At 47.9% G+C, this 1,644-nt stretch carries 2 protein-coding genes; both read right to left on the reverse strand.

What is annotated here, in order from left to right:
- Positions 1–802, reverse strand: an 802-nt coding sequence (gene nagA / locus BZG79_RS15320) for an N-acetylglucosamine-6-phosphate deacetylase (protein ID WP_077774835.1), incomplete at its 3' end; no start/stop codon positions are given.
- 11 nt (positions 803–813) lie between these two features.
- Positions 814–1,614, reverse strand: coding sequence for a glucosamine-6-phosphate deaminase (gene nagB / locus BZG79_RS15325; RefSeq protein WP_077774836.1), 801 nt, complete (start codon positions 1,612–1,614; stop codon positions 814–816).
- Between the last annotated feature and the right edge of the window lie 30 nt (positions 1,615–1,644).

The raw sequence follows: 1,644 nt of genomic DNA on the forward strand, positions 1-1,644 counted from the left end.
CCAACACTAATTTATCCCTTTTTACTTGGTGCGCGAGTCGAATATTGGCATATGACACATGAAAGCCATCAGCAATCACGCCGGTATAAACATCGGGGGTATCATAAATCGCACCGACCATCCCAGGCTCGCGCCCTGTGATCGATGTCATGGCATTAAACAGGTGCGTAGCAAAGCCGATACCATTGGCGAAGCCCTCTCTCGCTTCAGCGTAGGTCGCATTGGTATGTCCTGCCGAGACGATGATCCCTGCCTTTGTCAGCGCCTGGATATGTGCGCGGGGGGTGAGCTCGGGCGCGACGGTAACTTTTGTAATGACGTCTGCGTTATCGCATAAGTAGGCAATCATGTCATCGCTACTTGGGCGAATATAATCAGCGCTATGAATTCCTTTTTTTTGAGTATTTAAATAAGGTCCTTCTAAATGCAACCCAACTGCTTGATGCGGGTGCTTGGCTTTATGGTCCCGCATTGCCGCGACAGCGGCTTTCATATCGGCATCAGAGCTGGTGATCAGGGTAGGCAGGAAATTAGTGCAACCTGATTTAAGATTCGCTTGGTGCATGGTATCGATGGTATCGGACGTAATGTCATCATTAAACATCACGCCGCCACAGCCATTCAGCTGCAGATCAATAAAACCAGGGCTAACCATCGCACCTTCTAGACTGCGTGTTTCAATATCAGAGGAAAGCGCATGTTGTGGGCACACGTCTGCAATCAGGCCTTCCCGAATGACGATGGCATGATTATCAAGTACCTCATGGCCAGTAAAAATCCGGCAGTGGGTTAGGGCATACATGCTTAAATTCCTTATAAATGATGGATATTTTGGGCTTCAAGCTCTTGAAAGTACTTTACTGTTTTGACTTTTAGCTCTGCGGTTGAGGGCGAGTCGCACACAATCATGGCCTTGGGATGAAGCTGCAGTGCCGAGACGGTCCAAAGATGATTGACTGAGCCTTCCACCGCCGCTTCGAGCGCTTGCGCTTTATTGGCACCAGTAACCAGAATCATGACTTCTTCGGCATCGAGTAGCGTACCAACACCGATGGTAAGCGCGTGTTTTGGCACTTGATTGATATCATTATCAAAGAAGCGAGAGTTTGCCACACGCGTGTCTTCGGTCAAGGTTTTGATCCGAGTTCGTGATGCTAACGAAGAGGCCGGTTCATTAAATGCAATGTGGCCATCGTTACCCACACCGCCCATAAAGAGATGAATTTTGCCGTAGGTTTTGATTTTTTCTTCATAGCGTTGGCATTCCGCCTCGATATCGGTCGCATTTCCATCAAGCAGGTTGATGTTTTTTTCCTGAATATCAATGTGGTTAAAGAAGTTTTCATACATAAAGGTACGATAGGCCTGCGGATGATTGGCCGGGATACCACAGTACTCGTCCATATTGAATGTCACCACATGTTCAAAGCTGACTTCGCCTTTTTTATGAAGTTTAATCAATTGGTTGTAGGTATTCAGTGGGGTGCCACCGGTCGGCAAACCTAACACAAAAGGGTGGTCTGCGGTCGGGGCAAACTGGTTAATGGTATCGACGATGTAACGCGCCGACCAAAGACCAACTTGCTGGCTGGTTTGTAAAGGAATGAGTCGCATGAGTCACCTCGGTAATCGGTTCCGTAATCT

The organism is Salinivibrio sp. MA427, from assembly GCF_001996115.1.
In the GTDB taxonomy this organism is placed as follows: domain Bacteria; phylum Pseudomonadota; class Gammaproteobacteria; order Enterobacterales; family Vibrionaceae; genus Salinivibrio; species Salinivibrio costicola.

Coding starts and splice junctions, on each gene's coding strand:
- nagB (WP_077774836.1), bottom strand. CDS start 1,614: ATGCGACTCATTCCTTTACAAACCAGCCAGCAAGTTGGTCTTTGGTCG.